The following is a 19,331-nucleotide window of genomic DNA, read 5'->3' as shown; positions in this document are numbered from 1 at the left end:
ACCCGATGAGCACCCCCACCACCCGCCAGCACGACCGCCACCACCGACTGCGGCACTGGCTGCTGCAGGACACCGAACAGGTCCCCACCCCGGCGATGGGGACGGTGCAGCCGGCCTCGGCGATCGAGACCACCCCCGGGTCGCCCGCACCGGAGGAGTCCGGCCACCGGCAGTCCTGGTGGAAGGTCATGTGCCTGACCGGTGTCGACTACTTCTCGACCCTGGGCTACCAGCCGGGCATCGCCGCACTGGCCGCCGGGATCCTCTCGCCGCTGGCCACCATCGTGCTGGTCCTGCTCACCCTGTTCGGCGCGCTGCCGGTCTACCGGCGGGTGGCGAGCGAGAGCTTCCGCGGCGAGGGCTCGATCGCCATGCTGGAGCGGCTGCTGCCGGCCTGGCTGGGCAAGCTGTTCGTCCTGGCCCTGCTCGGCTTCGCCGCCACCGACTTCATGATCACCATGACGTTGTCGGCCGCCGACGCGACCGCACACCTGGTGGAGAACCCGTACGTCCCCGAGAGCTGGGGTGGACACACCCTTCTCATCACCCTGCTGCTGCTGACCGCCCTGGCCGCCGTGTTCCTGCGCGGGTTCAGCGAAGCCATCGGCATCGCCGTCCTGCTGGTCGGGGTCTACCTGCTGCTCAACCTGGTGGTGGTGATCGTCGGCCTGGTCGAGGTGATCACCGCGCCGGTGGTGGTGACCGACTGGACCAGCGCACTGACCACCAGCTATGCGAGCCCCTGGATGATGGTCGGCATCGCGCTGCTGGTCTTCCCCAAGCTGGCGCTCGGCCTGTCCGGGTTCGAGACCGGGGTCGCGGTCATGCCGCAGATCCGCGGTGACGCCGACGACCGTCCGGACCACCCGAAGGGCCGCATCCGCGGCACCCGCCGGCTGCTGACCACCGCCGCCATCATCATGAGCGCGTTCCTCATCACCTCGAGCCTCATCACCACGTTCCTCATCCCGCAGCAGGAGTTCCAGTCCGGCGGGCAGGCCAACGGACGAGCACTGGCCTACCTGGCCCACGAGCACCTGGGGGCGGCCTTCGGCACCATCTACGACGTCTCGACCATCACCATCCTGTGGTTCGCCGGGGCGTCGGCGATGGCCGGCCTGCTCAACCTGGTCCCCCGTTACCTCCCCCGGTACGGCATGGCCCCGGAGTGGACGCGAGCGGTGCGGCCGCTGGTGCTGGTGTTCGCGTTCGTCGCGTTCTTCATCACCTGGATCTTCGACGCCGACGTCGACGCCCAGAGCGGCGCCTACGCGACGGGTGTGCTGGTGCTGATGACATCGGCGTCCATCGCGGTGACCTTGTCCGCCCGGCGGCGCCGGCACCGCGCGTCGACGATCGGCTTCGCGCTGATCGCAGCGGTGTTCGTCTACACGACCGTCGTCAACGTCATCGAGCGTCCGGACGGCGTGCGGATCGCCTCGCTGTTCATCCTCGGCATCGTCGTCATCTCGCTGATCTCCCGGGTGCGCCGCTCGTTCGAGCTGCGGGTCACCTCGATCAGCCTGGACGCCACCGCGTCCGGGTTCTTCACCGGGCTGTCCGGCCGCGAGGTCCGGCTGGTGGCCCACGACCCGGACCGGCCGGACGCGCAGAGCCTGGGGGCCAAGGAGCGGCAGCAGCGGGCCGAGAACCACATCCCCGCCGAGGATCCGATCGTCTTCCTCGAGGTCACCGTCATCGACGCCTCCGACTTCACCACCCACCTGGACGTGCGGGGCTGCCTGCGCAACGGGCGGCGGGTGCTGGAGGTCGTCAGCCCCGTCGTGCCCAACTCCATCGCCGCGATCCTGCTGCACCTGCGGGACGCCTACGGGGTCCGGCCGAACGTCTACTTCGAGTGGACCGAGGGCAATCCGGTCACCAACCTGCTGCGGTTCCTCTTCCTCGGCGAGGGCGAGTTCGCGCCGGTCACCCGTGAGGTGCTGCGCCGGGCCGAGCCGGACCGGTCCCGCCGGCCCAAGGTGCACGTCGGCTGAGCCGCGGTACTAGTACCAAGGTCCGATGTCGCCGCCGACGACGGATGGGAGAGAACTGAGTCGGCAGAAGGGAGCGCACCATGAAGCGCATCGCCATCCTCAGCGGCCTGGTGGTCGCGGCCTGTGTGCCCGCCGTGCTCGGACTGGTCGGGAACGCCTCGTTCGGCGACAGCATCCCCGTCCGGGTCCCGCAGTCGGCCACCCTCACCGTCGTGGCCGCGGACGACCACGGCGGCCGGACGACCGACCACGACCCGGCCGGCTCCTCGTCGCCGAACGCGGCCAGCACCACACCGTCGACCGAGTCGTCCACCAGCGCATCGCCGACCACCACGTCGCCGACCACCACGTCGCCGAGCACGGTGAGCACCGCACCCGACGACCACGGCGGCCGGGCGGACGCCACCGATGACGATCCGACCGGCGAGACGGTCGACCGGCACGGCGGACGCACCGGCGACGATTCCGCGGACGATCGTGGCGGATCCGCCCCGGGCGGGGACGAGCGTGGTGGCGCGGACGACCCGGCCGAAGACGACCGCACCACCGCCACCGTGGCCCCGACCAGCGACGACCCGGCCCGGGCGCGTTCGGGCGAGGAGCCCGACGATCGGGGCCGCGACCGTGACCGCGGCGAGGACGGTGCGCACTCCGGCGGCGTGTCCGGCTCCGGTCACGGATCGGGCTCGGGTTCCGGCTCGGATTCCAGCGGCGGGGACGACGGCGCCGGACACCGATGAGCCATCCCACCGAGGAGCCGGTCGACCCACCACCCCCGCCCCCCGGGTGGGTCGACCTGACGGTCGGAGCGCAGGAGCAGACCGCTCCTGCGCTCCGGCGTCGGCGCGTCCTGCTCCAGGTGGTGCTGCTGGCCCTGGTGGTCGTCGCCGCCGTCGCCGTCGCCGGGGTGGTCGCCGCCCGGCGGCTGGCCGAGGCCGAGGCGGTCGCCGACGCGGCCAAGACCGCCGACCTGCTGGCCGAACTGCTGCTCCAGCCGGCCCTGCAGGACGGTCTGCTGGACGGCGATCCCGGGTCGGTCGCCGCGATCGACGGCGTGGTCCGCGAACACGTGCTCGCCGGCCCACCGGTGGTCCGCCTGAAGGTGTGGGACCCGACCGGTCGAGTGCTGTACTCCGACGAACCCCGACTGATCGGGCAGACCTTCCCGCTGGGCCAGGACGAACGGGAGGTCTTCGCGGTCCCGGCGACCAGGGCCGAGGTCTCCGATCTGGCCGCGCCGGAGAACGTCTACGAACGGGGCAACGACCAGCTGCTCGAGACCTACCGGCCGGTGTGGACACCGTCGGGGGCGCCCCTGCTGTTCGAGGCCTACTTCCGGTACGACGAGGTGACCGCCCGCAGCAGCCAGCTCTTCCGCGGCTTCGCCGGGATCACCCTGAGTAGCCTGCTGCTGCTGGTCGTGCTGCTGCTGCCGGTGCTCTGGCGCCTGCTGGACCGGCTCAGCGCCGCCCAGCGCCAACGGGAATCGCTGTTGCAGCGGGCGGTCGACGCCTCGGCCGAGGAGCGCCGGCGGATCGCCGGGACCGTCCACGACGGGGTGGTGCAGGACCTGGTGGCCACGTCCTTCGCCGTGGCGGGCGCGGCCGAACGGGCCGCCACCGAGGGACGTGACCAGGCGGCGACCGAGCTGCGGCAGGCCGCGGCGACCGTCCGGTCCAGCATCGGCGGCCTGCGCTCCCTGCTACTGGACATCTACCCACCCCGGCTGGCCGACGGCGGCCTGACCGCCGCCCTGCAGGACCTGGCCGGGGAACTGCGGGTCCGCGGCATCGACGTCCGAGTGCAGGTGAGTGCCGAGATCGCTCCGGCCGACCTGAACGCCGAGCGGCAGCGCCTGATCTACCGGGTCGCGCGGGAGTGCCTGGGCAACGTGGGCCGCCACTCCGGCGCCACCGCCGCAGTGGTCAGCGTCCGTCCCGCTGACGCCCCGGGCGAGGCCATCCTCGAGATCGTCGACAACGGCGTGGGTTTCGACGCCGACCAGGTCGTCCACGACCCACCGCCGGGCCATTTCGGCGTGCAGGTGCTGGCCGACGTCGCCGCGGAAGCCGGTGCGAGCCTTCGGGTCCGGACCGCCCCCGGGGCGGGAACACGCTGGCAGCTACGGTTCCCGACGTGACCACCCCGACACCCCCGGACGCTCCGCCCCCGGACCCGGTGACCCGGGTGCTGCTGGTCGACGACCACCCGCTGGTGCGGACCGGGTTGGCCGCACTGCTCGGCGCGACCACCGACCTGCGGGTCGTCGCCGAGGCCCCCGGCGGTGCCTCGGCGGCGGACGTCGCCCGGGCCCACCAGCCGGACGTCGTCCTGATGGATCTGTCGATGCCGGACGTCGACGGGGTCGAGGCCACTCGCCGGGTGCTGGCCGCCTGCCCCGGCACCCGGGTCGTGGTGCTGACCTCGTACTCGGACACCGACCGGGTCACCGAGGCGCTGCGGGCCGGGGCGGTCGGCTACCTCCTCAAGGACTGCGAGCCGCACGACCTGCTCGCAGCGGTCCGGTCGGCGGCCCGGGGGCACGCACCGCTCGACCCACGGGTGGCCACCGCGCTGCTGCCGACCACCGAGGTCCCGCTCGTCGACCAGCTCAGCGTGCGGGAACGTGAAGTGCTGCTGCGGCTCACCCGTGGCCTGTCTAACCGGCAGATCGGCCGGGACCTGGGCATCGCCGAGCGAACCGTCAAGGTGCACGTCGGCAGCCTGTTTCGGCGGCTGGGCGTGGCCGACCGGACCAGCGCGGCGATGTGGGCCCGCGACCACCTGCCGGAGGCGCGGCCCTGAACCGGACGGGCAGGTACTAGTACCTCCGTCCGATGGTGCGCACGACCCGCTGTGACCGACGGTGGACGGACCGCAATGAGCGGTCCATCGCGGCCCGGCCGCGCCGAACTCCTCGAGGAGCACCTGATGTCCCGAACCCGATCGGCCCTGCGGGCCGCCCGCACCCTGGTGGTGGTCGGAGCGGTCGCCGCGCTGGCCCTGGCCACCGGGGGCCCGGCCCAGGCCTCCGGAAAGACCTCCGCCGGCGGCGACTTCGCGGTCACCCTCAACGGCCGCGTCTACAACCCGGCCGCCGGCCAGTCGGTCACGGTGAAGTCCGTGACCCCCACCGGCACCATCGCCGTGCGCGGCCGCAACGTCGGCTTCGACGTCGACCCGGCCACCCTCGGGGTCTACCGCTACACGCTGACCGGCGCTCCGGACACCCAGCGCATGGTCACCGCGCCCACCGTGGTCTTCGCGTCCAAGGTGCCGACCCTGACCACCGCCCAGCGGTCCGGCCTGCAGGTCCGCGAGCTGCAGGTCGAGGACGACAGCCTGGTGCTGATCTTCCAGACCACGGCCGGCAAGGTGAAGATCCAGGCCAAGGACGGCGCCCAGGGTGGCATCTTCCAGATGGAGCCCGAGTTCGGGTCGGCGGTCGAGATCACCCACACCCTGGGCAGCGGGCTGTTCTACTTCGTCAACCCGTTCACCGGCAAGATCAACTTCGGGGACGGGACCTCCGCCGTGACGCCGGCCCAGAGCCCGACCGGCTATCACCAGATGCTGCTGGGCAAGGACAGCCCGCAGGTCGCCACCAAGACCTACCAGGACGGCACCGCCACCCGCTGGCTGGTCACCTCGGGCGGCCGCATGGGCGGTGTGCTCGGCGAGGACGCCGTCGAACTCTCCGCCGGAGCCACCAACTGCACCAGCGACTGCCAGGCCCAGAACCGCATCCGCGGTTCCGTGCCCGTCCCGCCGGACCCGGTGAACCCGACGCCGATCGGCGGCTGAGCCGCCAACGGTCATGAGACGACGAGAGGGACGGGGACCGCACGGTCCTCGTCCCTCTCGTCACCGGCCGAAGCCAATCAGCGCAAACGGATCAGTCCCTCCTGCACGACGGTGGCCAAGAGCCGCCCGTCGGCGGAGAAGAAGTGCCCGGTCCCCAGCCCACGGGCGCCGGACGCACTCGGCGAGCTGGTGTCGTACAGGATCCACTCGTCGGCCCGGAACGGCCGGTGGAACCACATCGCGTGGTCCAGTGACGCCACCTGCATGCGGTCGAACCCCATCGCCAGCCCGTGGGTGGTCTGCACCGAGTACAGCAGTGTCAGGTCCGACATGTACGCCAGCAGGCAGACATGCAGCAGGTCGTCGTCCGGCAGGTCGCCGTCGGTGCGGAACCAGACTCGGGAGTGCGCGGCCGGCCGCGGCCCGGACAACCGGGCCAGCCACGGCGGGTCGTCCACATAGCGGATGTCCAGGGGCCGCGGCACCCGGCCCCACACGTCGAGATACTCCCGGACGGGGGCGATCCGCTCGGCGAAGCCGGGCAGGACCTCCGGCGGCGGCACGTCCAGCGGCGCCGGCAATGCGTGGTCGACCCCGGGCTCGTCCACCTGGAACGACGCCGACATCGTGAAGATCGGTTTGCCGTGCTGGAGGGCCACCACCCGCCGGGTGGTGAACGACCGCCCGTCCCGGGTGCGGTCGACCTGATAGATGATCGGCCGCTCGGGCGATCCCGGACGCAGGAAGTACGCGTGCAGGGAATGCACCGGACGGTCGCTCGGCACCGTGCGACCGGCGGCCACCAGAGCCTGCGCGGCCACCTGACCACCGAACACCCGGGTGGGCGACACCTCCGGCGACACCCCCCGGAACAGGTTGTCGTCCAGCCGCTCCAAATTCAGCAGCTGGACGAGCCCGTCGACCGCCGGTTGGCCCCGCGGAACCCCGTCGGTGTCCAGGACCGGTGCGGTCGAGATCGCGGTCTGCGTGCCGTCGTCGCTGCTCACGCGACCATTGTCAGTCGTCGTGTCCGAGCCGGTGCACGCGGATCAGGTTCGTCGAACCCGACTGCCCCGGCGGAGCACCGGCCACCACGATGACGATGTCGCCCTCGGAGTACCCGGGAATGGACAGGACCGCCCCGTCGACCTGGCGGATCATCTCGTCGGTGGTGGCGACCGGCGGGGTCACGAAGGTCTGCACGCCCCAGGTCAGGGCCAGCTGGTTGCGGACCTCCTCCTTGGGGGTGAAGGCCAGCACCGGCAGTTCGGTGTGCAGCCGGGCCAGCCGCCGGACGGTGTCGCCGGTGAAGGTGAAGGCGACCAGGGCCTTGGCCCCGAGGCGCTCGCCGATGTCGCGGGCCGCGAAGGAGATGACACCGCCGTGCGTACGCGGGGTGTGGGTCAGCGGCGGGGCGCTCACCGACTCGGACTCGACGGCCTCGATGATCTTGCCCATCGTCTTGACCGCGATGATCGGGTACTTGCCGACCGACGTCTCGCCGGACAGCATCACCGCGTCGGCGCCATCGAGGATGGCGTTGGCGACGTCGGAGGCCTCGGCGCGGGTCGGGCGGGAGTGCTCGATCATCGACTCGAGCATCTGGGTGGCCACGATGACCGGGCGGGCGTTCTCCCGCGCGACCTGGACCACGCGCTTCTGGACGAGCGGCACCTGCTGCAGCGGCAGCTCGACGCCGAGGTCGCCGCGGGCGACCATGATCGCGTCGAACGCGCGCACGATGGCCTCGAGATTGGCGATGGCCTCGGGCTTCTCGAGCTTGGCGATGACGGGACGACGCTCGGCGCCCACTTCGTCCATGACGTTGCGCACGAGGTCCACGTCGTCGGGCGAGCGGACGAAGGACAGCGCGATCACGTCGACCCCGAGGTGCAGGGCGAACTTGAGGTCCTCGACGTCCTTCTCGCTCATCGCGGGGACGGAGACGTTCATGCCGGGCAGCGAGATGCCCTTGTTGTTCGAGACGGGGCCGCCCTCGGTGACGGCGCAGTGCACGTCGTTGCCGTCGACCTGGGTCACGACCAGACCGACCTTGCCGTCGTCGATCAGCAGCCGGTCACCGGGACGGGCGTCGGTGGCCAGGCCCTTGTACGTGGTCGAGACCCGGTCCTTGGTGCCCTCGCAGTCGTCGACCGTGATGACGACCTGCTCGCCGGTGTTCCACAGGTGGGGGCCGTCGGCGAACTTGCCGAGGCGGATCTTCGGGCCCTGCAGGTCGGCCATGATGGCCAGCGCCTTGCCCGACCGCTCGGCGGCGGCCCGCAGGCGGTGGTAGATGACCTCGTGGTCCTCGTGGGCCCCGTGGCTGAAGTTCATCCGGGCGACATTCATGCCCGCGTCCAGCAGGGCGGCGATGCCCTCCTCGGACGAGGTCGCCGGACCCAGCGTGCAGACGATTTTCGCTCGACGAGTCATGGCCCCAACCCTAGCGCCTTTCTGAACCGATTCCGAGACGGGGGTCATGAACATTCGGGGAATGCAGAGACCCGGCCGTGTGACCGTCGCGGACCCGGGCGCTACGCCGCGTCGAGCCGCGGGAACAGCATCTCCCGGACGAGCAGCAGCACCCCGGCACTGGTCGGGATCGCCACCAGAGCCCCGACCAGCCCCAACAGGGCCGCGCCGGCCAGCACGGCGATCACCGTCACCAACGGCGGGATGTCGACGGCCCGACCGATGATCCGCGGGACGAGCACGTAGTCCTCCACCACCCGGTAGACCACGAAGAAACCGATGGTGGCCAACGCCACCGGCAGCGAGATGGTGAGTGCGACCGCCGTCACGGCCAGACCCGCCACGGTGGAGCCGACGACCGGGACGATGTCGAGGATCGCGACCGTCAGGGACAGCAGCACCGCGTACGGGACGCCGAACACCGTCAGCCAGACGAACGTCAGGACCCCGGCGATTAGCGAGATCACCAGGTTGCCCAGCACGTAACGGCCGACCTTGGCCATGATCTCGTCCCCGAGCAGGATGGCCCGCGGGCGACGCGACCCCGGCACCGTCCGGTACAGCAGGGCGCGGACCCGGGGCAGGTCGGCGAGCAGGTAGATCATCAGCACGACGACCACCAGGGCGTCGGCCAGGGCGCCGAAGACGACGACACTGATCCCGAAGATGCCGCCGGCGATCGTCTCGCCCGACGAGGACAAGAAGTTCTGCAACCGGTCCTGCAGACCGAACTGGTCGTCGAGGTGCCCGATCCAGGACGAATGGTCCTGCGCCTGCTGCAGCAGCTGCGGCACGTCGGCGACGAGCTGCTCGGTCTCGTCCACCAGCGGTGGCAGGGCGGCCGCGACGAACCCGGCCACCGCCCCGGCGATGACCAGGAGCACGACCAGTACGGCCAGCCACCGCGGCCAGTGCCGCCGGACCAGCCAGGACACCACGGGATCCAGCCCGATGGCCAGGAACAGCGCCACCCCGACCAGCAGGAGGACGTGGGCGCTGAGCCACAGCAGACCGACGATGCCCGCCCCGACGGCCACCCCCAGGGTGGCCAGCAGGGCGACCAGGAACGGTGAGCGCCAGTCGAACCGCCGACCGACCGGACCGTGGGGTTGGTCCTGCGTCCGCAGCTGCGCGGCCCGGGACTCCGCCCGAGCCACCGCCGGGTCGACGGTGGCGTTCCCGTCCGCCGCAGCCGGCGGAAGATCTTTACCCATGCAAAGCATGGTCCTCCCGCCGCACGGCGCGCGCCACCGATCCGCGGAACCGTCTCCGACGGCCCGCGGATCGGTGGCGATCGACTACCGCAGGGCGGCCGCCGTCGGCGGCACCGGGTCGGGCAGGAAGGACTGACCGGCCAGGTAGGCGTCCACCCCGGCGGCCGCGGACCGGCCCTCGGCGATGGCCCAGACGATGAGCGACTGCCCGCGGCCGGCGTCCCCGGCCACGAACACGCCGGGCACGTCGGTCATGTAGTTCGCGTCCCGCACGATGGTGCCGCGCGACGACATCGCCACCCCCAGCCCGTCGAGCAGACCCTCCTGCTCCGGGCCGGTGAATCCCAGGGCGATGAGGATGAGGTCGGCGTCGAGGTGGAACTCGGTGCCCTCGGTGGGGATGAAGCTGCCGGGGATGCGCTTGCCCTCGACCAGGTTCAGACCGGTGACGTGACCGTTCTCCCCCGCGATCGACGTCGAGTTCACGCCGAAGACGCGCTCGCCGCCCTCCTCGTGCGCCGCCGAGATGCGCAGCATCAGCGGGTACGTCGGCCACGGCGTCGCCGGCGAACGGGTGGCCGGCGGCTGCACGTGGATGTCCAGCTGGGTCACCGACGCGGCATTCTGGCGCAGCGCGGTGCCGTAGCAGTCGGCCCCGGTATCGCCACCACCGATGATGACCACCCGCTTGCCCTCGGCCGAGATCTCGACCTGGTCGCGGGTGCCCTCGCAGACCTCGTTCTGCTGGACCAGGTAGTCCATGGCCAGGTGCACGCCCTGCAGTTCGCGGCCGTCGACGGTCAGCTCGCGGGCGACCGTCGCCCCGGTGGCGATGACCACCGCGTCGAACCGCTCCCGCAGCTCCTCGACGGTCAGGTCGACCCCGACGTTCACCCCGGTGACGAAATCGATGCCCTCGGCCGACATCTGCGTCAACCGGGCGTCCAGCACGTCGCGGTCCATCTTGAACTCGGGGATGCCGTAGCGCATGAGGCCGCCGATGCGCTGATCACGCTCGTAGACCGTCACCGCGTGGCCGGCCCGGGCCAGCTGCTGGGCCGCGGCCAGGCCGGCCGGGCCGGAACCGATGACGGCCACCGTCCGGTCGGTCGACAGCTCGGCCGGACGGGGCTCGAGGCCGTAGCCGTCGGCGATCGCCCGATCGGCGATCTCCTGCTCGACCAGCTTGATGGCCACCGGGTCGTCGCCGATACCCAGCACGCAGGCCCCCTCACAGGGAGCCGGGCACAACCGCCCGGTGAACTCGGGGAAGTTGTTCGTGGCGTGCAGCCGGTCCGACGCCTCCTGCCACTTGCCCGTCCGGACCAGGTCGTTCCACTCCGGGATGATGTTGCCCAGCGGGCAACCCTGGTGGCAGAACGGGATCCCGCAGTCCATGCAGCGTGCGGCCTGCTTGCGGGTGTCCTGTTCCTCGAACGGCTCGTAGACCTCTTTCCAGTCCCGCAGGCGCAGCGGCACCGGCCGCCGGGCCGGACCCTGTCGGCCGTACTTGAGGAACCCGGTGGGGTCAGCCATGACTGGCCTCCATGATCAACTCGTCGGCGTCGACACCGCGGGCGGCGGCCTCGGCGCGCAGGGACAGCACCCGCCGGTAGTCCCGCGGCATCAGCCGCGAGAACCGGACGGCGGCGATGGGCCAGTCGGCCAGCAGGGCCGAGGCCACCGGCGAACCAGTCAGCTTGGCGTGCGAGCTGACGACGTCGCCGAGCCAGATGACCTCGTCGGCGTCCAGCGGTTCCAGGTCGACCAGCTCCGGGTTGACCCGGGCCGGGTCGGGATCGAGCAGGTAGGCGATACCACCGCTCATCCCGGCGCCCGCATTGCGCCCGGTGCGACCGAGGATGACCACGCGGCCACCCGTCATGTACTCGCAGGCGTGGTCGCCGGACCCCTCGACCACCATCAGCGCGCCGGAGTTGCGGACGGCGAAGCGCTCCCCGACCCGGCCGCGCAGGAACAGCTCACCGGAGGTGGCGCCGTAGCCGATGGTGTTGCCCGCGATGACCTGGGTCTTGGACCCGGGCGCCTGCGACGGGGAGTTCTCGTCCGGACGGACGACGACCCGGCCACCCGACAGGCCCTTGCCGACGTAGTCGTTGGCGTCGCCGACCAGCGTGATGCTGACACCCTTGGGCAGGAACGCGCCCAGCGACTGTCCGGCCGTCCCCGTCAGGTGGACGTCGATCGTGCCTTCGGGCAGACCCTCGGGACCGTGGATCCGGGTCACCTCGGAGCCGAGCATGGTGCCGGCGGTGCGGTCGACGTTGCGGATCGGCAGGTCGATGCGCACCGGCCGGGCCTCCTGCAACGCCGGCGCGGCCTTGGTGATCAGCACCGCGTCCAGGGTCTTGGACAGGTCGTGCTGGGCCGGGCGCACGCAGCGGTGGTCGCTGGGCACATCCGCCTGCTCCAGCAGCGGCGCCAGGTCCAGACCGCGGGCCCGGTGGTGGGCGACGGCCGCGGTGACGTCCAGGACGTCCGTCTGCCCGACGGCCTCGTCGATCGAGCGGAAACCGAGCTCGGCCAGGTACTCGCGCACCTGCTCGGCCAGGAACAGGAAGAACGTCTCGACGAACTCCGGGGTGCCGGTGTAACGGTCCCGCAGTACCGGGTTCTGGGTGGCGATGCCGACCGGGCAGGTGTCGAGGTGACAGACCCGCATCATGATGCAGCCGGCCACCACCAGCGGCGCCGTGGAGAAACCGAATTCCTCGGCACCCAGCAGCGCGGCCACGACCACGTCGCGCGCGGTCTTCAGACCGCCGTCGACCTGGACCCGGACCTGCTCGCGCAGCTCGTTGATCCGCAGCGTCTGCTGGGCCTCGGCCAGACCGAGCTCCCACGGCTGCCCCGCGTGCTTGAGCGAGGTGAGCGCCGCCGCGCCGGTGCCGCCGTCCGCGCCGGCCACGATGACCTTGTCGGCGTGCGCCTTGGTCACCCCCGCCGCGACCGTCCCGACCCCCGGTTCGGAGACCAGCTTGACCGACACCTGCGCGGCCGGGTTGGCGTTGCGGACGTCGTGGATCAGCTGCTTGAGATCCTCGATCGAGTAGATGTCGTGGTGCGGCGGCGGCGAGATCAGGCCGACACCGGTGGTGGCGTGCCGGGTCGCCGCGATCCACGGGTAGACCTTGGACCCCGGCAGCTGGCCACCCTCACCGGGCTTGGCGCCCTGGGCCATCTTGATCTGGATCTCGGCCGCGTTCACCAGGTACGCGCTGGTCACGCCGAACCGGCCGGAGGCGACCTGCTTGATCGCGGACCGACGCTCCGGGTCCAGCAGGCGGGCGACATCCTCGCCGCCCTCCCCGGTGTTGGACTTGCCGCCGAGCTTGTTCATCGCCCGGGCCAGCGTCTCGTGGGCCTCGATAGAGATCGAGCCGTAGGACATGGCCCCGGTGACGAACCGCTTGACGATCTCCGACGCCGGCTCGACCTCGTCCAGCGGCACCGCCGGGCGGACCCCGGTGCGCAGCTCGAACAGGCCACGGAGGGTGGCGCCCTCCTTGGACAGGTCGTCGACCGTCTTGGCGTACCGGCGGAAGACGTCCTCCTGCTTGCTGCGGGTCGCATGCTGCAGCAGGTAGACGGTCTCCGGGTTGAACAGGTGGATCTCGCCCTCACGGCGCCACTGGTAGAGCCCGCCGACCTCGAGACCGCGGTGCTCCAGGGCCCGCGGGTTCGGCACGAAGGCCAGGCTGTGCCGGCGCTGCACGTCGGCGGCCAGGGTGTCCAGGCCGCTGCCACCGGTACGCGTGGTGGTACCGGTGAAGTACTCGTCCAGCAGCTCCGGATCGAGACCGAAGACGGCGAACACCTGCGCCTGCCGGTACGAGCCGACCGTCGAGATGCCCATCTTGCTCATGACCTTGAGCACGCCCTTGCCCAGGGCGTAGACCACGTTCTTGACGGCCTTGGCCGCGGTGATGTCGCCCAGCAGACCCTGCCGGGCCAGGTCCTCGGCCGACTCGATGGCCAGGTACGGGTTGACCGCACCCGCGCCGTAGCCGAGCAGCAGCGCGATGTGGTGCACCTCGCGGGCGTCGCCGGACTCGATGACCAGCGCCACCTTCGTCCGCGACTTCTGCCGGACCAGGTGCTGGTGCACGGCCGAGGTCAGCAGCAGCGACGGGATCGGGGCCAGGTCGGCGGTCGAGTGCCGGTCGGACAGCATCAGGATCCGGGCACCGTCGGCGATGGCCTCGTCGGCCTCGGCCCGGCAGCGCTCGATCGCCGCGGCCAGCGCCTCGGCGCCGCCGTGCACGTCGTACAGACCGGAGATGGTGGCCGACGCGAACCCAGGCATGTTGCCGTCGGCGTTCATCCGCATCAGCTTGGCCAGGTCGTCGTTGTCGACCACCGGGAACGGCAGCACGATCTGCCGACAGGACGCCGGGCCCGGCTCGAGCAGGTTCTGCTCCGGGCCGATGACGCTGGACAGGGAGGTGACGACGGCCTCGCGGATGGCGTCCAACGGCGGGTTGGTGACCTGCGCGAACAGCTGGGTGAAGTAGTCGAAGATCATTCGCGGCCGCTGGGACAGCACGGCCTCCGGGGTGTCGGTGCCCATCGACCCGATGCCCTCGGCACCGGAGGCGGCCATCGGCGTGATGATCAGCCGGACCTCCTCCTCGGTGTAGCCGAAGATGCGCTGCCGGGAGAGCACGCTGCGGTGCGAGACGGTGACGTGCTCGCGGGCCGGCAGGTCGGCCAGCCGGACCAGCCCGGCGTGCACCCACTCCCGGTACGGGAGCTCGGCGGCCAGCCCGGCCTTGAACTCCTTGTCGTCCAGGATGCGGCCCTGGTCGGTGTCGACCAGGAACATCCGGCCCGGCTGCAGACGCCCGCGTTCGAGCACCTTCTCCGGCGGGATCGGCAGCACGCCGGCCTCGGAGGCCAGCACGACGGTGTCGTCGGTGGTCAGCCACCAGCGGCCCGGGCGCAGACCGTTGCGGTCCAGGGTCGCACCCAACACGGTGCCGTCGGTGAACGTCACACAGGCCGGCCCGTCCCACGGCTCGATGAGGGAGGCGTGGAACTCGGCGAACCCGCGGACCGACGGGTCGAGGGTGGCGTCGTTCTCCCACGCCTCCGGGATCATCATCATCACCGCGTGCGGCAGCGAACGCCCACCCAGGTGCAGCAGTTCCAGCACCTCGTCGAACGAGGCCGAGTCCGAACCGTCCGGGGTGACGATCGGGAACGCCCGCGACAGGTCGCCGGGGATCAGATCGGACGCCAGCAGCGACTCCCGGGCCCGCATCCGGTTGCGGTTGCCGCGGACCGTGTTGATCTCGCCGTTGTGGGCGATGTAGCGGAACGGGTGCGCCAGCGGCCACGCCGGGAAGGTGTTGGTCGAGAAGCGGGAGTGCACGATGACGATCGCGCTGGTCGCCCGCTCGTCGGTCAGGTCGGCGAAGAACGCGGGCAGCTGCTCGGTGGTGAGCATGCCCTTGTAGACGATCGTGCGGCTGGACAGCGACGCCAGGTACACCGCCTGCGCCTCACCCAGCGTCGGCACCGTCTCGTGCTCGATGCGCTTGCGGGCGGGATAGATGTACCGGTCGAGGTCGACACCGTGCGGACGGGAGCCGTCGGCCTGGACCGGGGCAGCGACGAACAGCTGCTCGAACGCGGGCATGACGTCCAGCGCCATCCGGCCGACGCCGGCGCCGGCCGGGTCGACGGGCACCTCACGCCACCCCAGCAGCTCGACGTTCTCCTCGGCGAGGATGTCGGCGATCTGCGCCTTGGCCCGGGCCCGGAGCTCGGCGTCCACCGGCAGGTAGGCGATACCGGCGGCGTACGCCTGACCGTGCCGCGGATCGGGCGAGACGGGCAGCTCGAAGTCGACGGTCGCGCGCAACAGCTCGTCCGGGACCTGTAGCAGGATCCCGGCGCCGTCCCCGACGGCCGGGTCGGCGCCGGCGGCGCCCCGGTGGTCGAGGTTGATCAGAGCTGTGATGCCGTCGGCCACGATGCGGTGGCTCCGGCGGCCCTTGATGTCGGCGACCGCCGCGACGCCACAGGCGTCCCGGTCGTTGCTCGGGTCGTACAGCCCCTGGGGGGCGGGTGTTGCCGAGTACTGCACGGCAGACCTCCCGTCGTCGCGGCGTGGCAGGACGGACCGCGCGGCGCGCGACCGGTGACCTGTTCTGGATCGGTACTACTCGGGTCCGGGGCTTCCCGGTTGCTCCACCGGCGGGTCATCGCGCTCTGCGCGGGGAACCTACGGGGATCGATGTGCGGTGTTGACACGGCGGGCGGCGGCGCTGACGCGGTGGATCAACGAGTCCTGGTGCGGCACTGACACCAGGAGGTGGCTCGGGGCAACCTCCGGCGCGGCGGAACGTCCGACGAAGGTCAGCCGGACTGCCCGCTCGGCCGAGGCAGGTCGTCTGCGGCCGGCGAGCCGCTCGACCCGAACACACCGCTCGACCACGGAACGGGATCGCCGCCGTCGCCGACGCCGTGTTCCAGGCGCGTCGTCCCGGGACACCGGTGGCCCAGTCGATTCACATTACCGCGCGGTGGAACTCCCCAGAAACCGCCGTCACGACCGTCCGCCGGACGCGTCCTCCGCCGACCCGGCACTCCCGGCCCGATCGGTGGCGTCGGTATCCGGTTCGCCGGCCCGCCGGGCCGTCGCGGCCACCGACCCGGCGGCGTCCGCCGGCTCGTCGGCCGGGACAGCGGTCGGGTCGGTGGGCTTGCCCCGGGGGTTCTCCGGGCCGGCGACCAGCGCCGGATCCTCCCGGGGCGCGTGGCGGCGGAGCACGAGGAACACGACGGCGCCGAGGAACACCACGACCGAGGTGAACACGTTGATGCGGACACCGAGGAAGGTGTTGGCCGGGTCGATCCGGAGCATCTCGATCCACACCCGACCCAGTGTGTAACCGGCCACGTAGAGGCCGAAGACGCGGCCGCCCCCCAGCCGGTACCGACGGTCGGCCGCCACGATGACCGCGGCGACCAGCAGGTTCCACAACAGCTCGTAGAGGAACGTCGGCTGGAACGTCCCGCACAACACCTCGGGCGTGGCCTTGACGTAGTCGGTCGGGAACTCGCAGACCCCATCGGCCGGTACTGCCCCCGCGACCCCGCCGGGGGTGCGGACGAAGACCTCCAGCCCCCAGGGCAGCGACGTCGGACCACCGAAGAGTTCCTGGTTGAACCAGTTGCCGAGCCGACCGATGGCCTGCGCGGTGACGATGCCGGGTGCGACCGAGTCGGCAAAGGCCGACAGCGGCACCTTGTAGTAGCGGCAACCGAGCCAGGCGCCGACCGCGCCGAGCGCGATCGCCCCCCAGATCCCCAGGCCGCCGTTCCAGATGGCCAGCGCGTTCCACGGGTTGCGACCGGGACCGAAGTACAGCTGATGGTCGGTGATCACGTGGTACAGCCGCCCGCCGATGATCCCGAAAGGCACGGCGAACACTGCGATGTCGGTCACCCGCCCGGGGCGACCGCCGCGGGCCACGAAGCGCTTGTTGCCCCACCAGACGGCGACGACGATCCCGGCGATGATGCAGATCGCGTAGGCCCGGAGAGCAACCGGCCCCACATACCAGACGCCCTGCGGGGGCGACGGGATGGCGGCCAGGTAGGCGGTGTTCACTCCGATCGGGCCGAGGCGACCCCGGCGGCGAGCCCGCGGGCGACCTCGCGGACGGCGTCGGTGGCGTCGGCCGCACCCGCCGCGTTCCGGGCCGCCTGGACGAACGCCGAACCGACGATCACGGCGTCGGCGTACTTGCCGATCTCCGCGGCCTGCGCGCCGGTCCGGACCCCGAGGCCCACCCCGATGGGGAGGTCGGTCTGCTGCCGGGTGCGGGCCACCAGCTCGGGCGCGGCCGACGACACCTGGTCACGGGTGCCGGTGACCCCCATCACCGACGCCGCGTAGACGAAGCCGCGGGTCCGGGCGGTGGTCAGCGCGATCCGCTCGGGCGACGACGACGGTGCGACCAGGAAGATCGGCGCGATACCGGCGGACTCCGCCGCGGCCAGCCAGGGGCCGGCCTCGTCGACGATGAGATCCGGGGTGATGACCCCGCACCCGCCGGCCGCGGCCAGTTCGGCCGCGAACCGTTCCGGGCCGTAGGCCAGCACCGGGTTGAAGTACGTCATGACGACGGCCCGGCCGCCGGCCTCGGTGATCTTGCGGACGATGTCGAAGGTGTCCTTGACCCGGTAGCCCTGCTCCAGCGCGGTCTGCGCGGCCTCCTGGATGACCGGGCCGTCCAGCACCGGGTCGGAGAACGGCAGCCCGACCTCGATGAGGTCGCAGCCGCCGTCGACCATCGCGGTCATGAGGTCGACCGATGCGTCCACCGTCGGGTACCCGGCCGGGAAGTAGCCGACCAGCGCGGCGCGGCCCTCCTCCTTGGCCCCGGCGAACATCTCGTCCAGCCGATCGACGCCGGACGTGGTGGTGGTCGTCTCGGTCATGCTCCGGCCTCCGTGCTCGCGCCGCCCACCGGCGAGGTGCCGTCGGTCCCGGCCTGCCCCTGGGGGGCGGATCCCGGCGCGGACGCGGCGCTCTGCGGCGTGGCGCCGCCGAGGCCGAACCAGCGCAGGGCGGTCTCCATGTCCTTGTCCCCGCGCCCGGAGACGTTGATCAGCACGATGCCGTCCGGACCGATCTCCCGGGCCAGGTCGACGGCACCGGCCACGGCGTGCGCCGACTCGATGGCCGGGATGATGCCCTCGGTCCGCGACAGCAGGGCCATCGCCTCCATCGCCTGCCGGTCGGTGATCGGCCGGTACTCGGCCCGCGCGATGTCGGCCAGGTGCGAGTGCTCCGGCCCGACACCGGGGTAGTCCAGACCGGCCGAGATCGAGTGCGACTCGACGATCTGACCGTCCTCGTTCTGCAACAGGTGCGACCGCGAGCCGTGCAGCACGCCGACCGAACCACCGGTGATGGTGGCCGCATGCCGGCCGGTCTCGACACCGTCGCCACCGGCCTCGAAGCCGACCAGGCGGACCCCGGGATCGTCGATGAACGCATGGAACGCGCCGATGGCGTTCGACCCACCGCCCACACAAGCGGCGACGGCGTCCGGCAGACGGCCGGTCAGTGCCTTGACCTGCGCGCGCGCCTCGAGGCCGATGATGCGCTGGAAGTCGCGGACCAGCACCGGGAACGGGTGCGGGCCGGCGACGGTCCCGAACAGGTAGAAGGTGTTCTCGACGGTGGCCACCCAGTCGCGGAACGCCTCGTTGATGGCGTCCTTCAGGGTTGCCGAACCGGTCTCGACGGCGATGACCTCGGCGCCCAGCAGCTGCATGCGGGCCACGTTCAGGGCCTGCCGCTCGGTGTCGACACGACCCATATAGATCCGGCAGGACATGCCGAGCAGGGCCGCAGCCGTGGCGGTGGCCACGCCGTGCTGGCCGGCACCGGTCTCCGCGATCAGCCGGGTCTTGCCCATCCGCTTGGCCAGCAACGCCTGACCGAGCACGTTGTTGATCTTGTGGCTGCCGGTGTGGTTGAGGTCCTCGCGCTTGAGCAGGATCCGCGCCCCGCCGACGTGGGCGGTCAGCCGGGTCGCATCGCTGAGCGGGCTGGGCCGGCCGGCGTAGGTGCTGGCCAGCCGGTCGAGCTCGGCCAGGAACTCGGGATCACGACGCGCCTTGCGGTAGCTGTCGGCCACCTCGTCGAGCACCACGACCAGCGCCTCGGGCAACCAGCGCCCCCCGAAGTTGCCGAAATACCCGCGGTCGTCGGGATCGTGCGCAGTTCCGGCCAGACCCTCGGACGGGACGGCCAGACCGGCGGGGGTGGCGGCGGCGGACTGCCGCGACAGGACAG

13 protein-coding genes are annotated in these 19,331 nt (G+C 71.6%); 5 read left to right on the top strand and 8 right to left on the bottom strand.

Annotated elements, in window-relative coordinates:
- Positions 1-5: 5 nt before the first annotated feature.
- The 5 genes from FDO65_RS02485 to FDO65_RS02465 all read left to right on the top strand — a co-directional run bounded on the left by FDO65_RS02485 (position 6) and on the right by FDO65_RS02465 (position 5,801).
- Positions 6-1,997 carry an amino acid permease gene (locus FDO65_RS02485; protein WP_205849734.1) on the top strand — a complete coding sequence of 664 codons (1,992 nt, stop codon included), beginning with the start codon at positions 6-8 and terminating at the stop codon, positions 1,995-1,997.
- Positions 1,998-2,077: 80 nt separating this feature from the next.
- Positions 2,078-2,737, top strand: coding sequence for a hypothetical protein (locus FDO65_RS02480; protein ID WP_137447892.1), 660 nt, complete (start codon positions 2,078-2,080; stop codon positions 2,735-2,737).
- Positions 2,734-4,137 carry a sensor histidine kinase gene (locus FDO65_RS02475; RefSeq protein WP_137447891.1) on the top strand — a complete coding sequence of 468 codons (1,404 nt, stop codon included), beginning with the start codon at positions 2,734-2,736 and terminating at the stop codon, positions 4,135-4,137. The genes FDO65_RS02480 and FDO65_RS02475 overlap by 4 nt, the downstream gene beginning before the upstream one ends.
- Positions 4,134-4,802 (top strand): response regulator, encoded by a 669-nt coding sequence (locus tag FDO65_RS02470; protein ID WP_205849733.1) that lies wholly within the window; start codon positions 4,134-4,136, stop codon positions 4,800-4,802. The genes FDO65_RS02475 and FDO65_RS02470 overlap by 4 nt, the downstream gene beginning before the upstream one ends.
- 126 nt (positions 4,803-4,928) lie before the next feature.
- The gene (locus FDO65_RS02465) at positions 4,929-5,801 is read left to right on the top strand and encodes a hypothetical protein (protein WP_137447890.1); all 873 of its coding nucleotides are present in this window, start codon (positions 4,929-4,931) and stop codon (positions 5,799-5,801) included.
- A 77-nt stretch (positions 5,802-5,878) separates the two neighbouring features.
- Here the strand turns inward: FDO65_RS02465 and tesB are convergent, their stop codons facing one another.
- The 8 genes from tesB to trpB form a co-directional block, all read right to left on the bottom strand.
- Positions 5,879-6,808 (bottom strand): acyl-CoA thioesterase II, encoded by a 930-nt coding sequence (gene tesB, locus FDO65_RS02460; protein ID WP_137447889.1) that lies wholly within the window; start codon positions 6,806-6,808, stop codon positions 5,879-5,881.
- Positions 6,809-6,818: 10 nt separating this feature from the next.
- Positions 6,819-8,237: a pyruvate kinase gene (pyk, locus tag FDO65_RS02455; protein WP_137447888.1), complete on the bottom strand. Its 1,419-nt coding sequence runs from the start codon at positions 8,235-8,237 to the stop codon at positions 6,819-6,821.
- A gap of 101 nt (positions 8,238-8,338) precedes the next feature.
- Positions 8,339-9,490, bottom strand: a complete 1,152-nt coding sequence (locus tag FDO65_RS02450; RefSeq protein WP_137447887.1) for an AI-2E family transporter — start codon at positions 9,488-9,490, stop codon at positions 8,339-8,341.
- A gap of 84 nt (positions 9,491-9,574) precedes the next feature.
- The gene (locus tag FDO65_RS02445) at positions 9,575-11,026 is read right to left on the bottom strand and encodes a glutamate synthase subunit beta (RefSeq protein ID WP_137447886.1); all 1,452 of its coding nucleotides are present in this window, start codon (positions 11,024-11,026) and stop codon (positions 9,575-9,577) included.
- Positions 11,019-15,602: a glutamate synthase large subunit gene (gltB, locus tag FDO65_RS02440; protein WP_137447885.1), complete on the bottom strand. Its 4,584-nt coding sequence runs from the start codon at positions 15,600-15,602 to the stop codon at positions 11,019-11,021. The genes FDO65_RS02445 and gltB overlap by 8 nt, the downstream gene beginning before the upstream one ends.
- 462 nt (positions 15,603-16,064) lie before the next feature.
- Positions 16,065-17,132, bottom strand: a complete 1,068-nt coding sequence (gene lgt, locus FDO65_RS02435) for a prolipoprotein diacylglyceryl transferase (protein ID WP_205849732.1) — start codon at positions 17,130-17,132, stop codon at positions 16,065-16,067.
- Entirely contained in the window at positions 17,129-17,965 is an 837-nt protein-coding gene (gene trpA, locus FDO65_RS02430) for a tryptophan synthase subunit alpha (RefSeq protein ID WP_137447883.1), read from the bottom strand. The genes lgt and trpA overlap by 4 nt, the downstream gene beginning before the upstream one ends.
- On the bottom strand, positions 17,962-19,290 hold the full coding sequence (trpB, locus tag FDO65_RS02425; RefSeq protein ID WP_137449391.1) for a tryptophan synthase subunit beta: 1,329 nt from the start codon (positions 19,288-19,290) through the stop codon (positions 17,962-17,964). The genes trpA and trpB overlap by 4 nt, the downstream gene beginning before the upstream one ends.
- Between the last annotated feature and the right edge of the window lie 41 nt (positions 19,291-19,331).

This window comes from Nakamurella flava (assembly GCF_005298075.1).
Lineage (GTDB): Bacteria > Actinomycetota > Actinomycetes > Mycobacteriales > Nakamurellaceae > Nakamurella > Nakamurella flava.
This window is presented reverse-complemented; position numbering and strand designations above follow the sequence as displayed.